The organism is Dyella sp. NPDC103356 (genome assembly GCF_055584465.1).
Map to the genome: position 1 here is coordinate 1 of NZ_JBVJLZ010000031.1, position 1,383 is coordinate 1,383.

Sequence of the window (1,383 nt, forward strand, 5' to 3'; positions counted from 1 at the left end):
TCCGCCTCAGGAAATCCCGTCGCAGGCCGTTGGTGAGGAGGTTGGCGATCCCCGTGTCGATCGAGGCGATATCGCCATCGTCGGTATGGCCTGCCGTTTCCCGGGCGCGGACAACTACGCGGCATTCTGGGAAAACTTGTGCAACGGCCTGTCCAGCATCAGCGAGGTGCCGGAAAATCGCTGGGACAAGGACGCGTTCTATTCGGCCGACGGGCGCGATACGAACAAGTCGGTCAGCAAGTGGGGCGGCTTTGTCGACGGCGTGGAGTATTTCGACGCGGACTTCTTCGGTATCTCGGCGCGCGAAGCCCAGGTGATGGATCCGCAACAGCGGATCATGTTGGAGCAGGCATGGGCGTGCATGGAAGATGCGGGCTACGATCCCAAGGTACTTAGCGGCACGAATACTGGCGTCTATATCGGCGTATTCAACTTCGACTACGAAGACCACCTGAGGCACGCCCTCGATGCCATCGAAGGCCATGTTTCCACAGGCACGCATACCGCACTCATTCCCAACCGCATCTCGTACTTCTTTAATTTGCACGGCCCCAGCCTGCCGATCGATACCGCGTGCTCCAGTTCGTTGGTCGCGCTGCACAAGGCAGCCCACGCCATCCGTCGTGGCGAATGCGACCAGGCGCTGGTCGGTGGCGTGAGCGTGCTGTGCAGTCCCACGCATTTCATTTCATTCTCCAAGACCGGCATGCTGTCGCCGGACGGCAGCTGCAAGACCTTCGACGAGCGCGCTAACGGCTATGTGCGCGGCGAAGGCGCGGCGATGGTGCTGATCAAGCCGCTCGCCACGGCGATCCGCGACAAGGATCGGATCGTCGCGGTGCTGCGCGGCACCGCGGTCAATCACGGTGGCCGTGCCCGCACGGTGACCTATCCCGGTTCGCTGGCACAGTCGAACGTGATTGCCGCGGCCTTGCGCGAGGCCGATGTGCCGGTGGGCAGTATTGGCTACGTCGAGGCGCATGGCACCGGTACGCCCAAGGGCGACCCGATCGAAGTGGAGGGGTTGAAGCTGGCGTTCGCTCGCGTTGCGGCGGATCGCGGCGAAGTCTTGAACGAACAGGCCTGCGGTATCGCCAGCGTCAAGACCAATATCGGGCATCTCGAATCGGTGGCCGGCCTGGCCGGCATGATCAAGACGATCCTGTGCATGAAGCATCAGGCGTTTCCGCCGCTGGTGCATTATCAGAAACTCAATCCGCGTATCGCACTGGACGACAGCCCGTTCTTCATTGTCGACAAGGCGCAACCGTGGCCGGCCAAGGTCGACGACCGCGGCGTAGCCCTGCCGCGCCGTGCCGGTATCAGTTCGTTCGGTTTCGGCGGCGTGAACTCGCACGTGGTGATCGAGGAGTATGTCGAGCC

At 62.4% G+C, this 1,383-nt stretch carries 1 protein-coding gene; it reads left to right on the forward strand.

Annotated features, from left to right (window positions below; genetic code table 11):
• Nucleotides 1–1,383: type I polyketide synthase (locus ACZ6WW_RS23525; protein ID WP_465276336.1), on the forward strand; the 1,383-nt coding region annotated here is incomplete at both ends.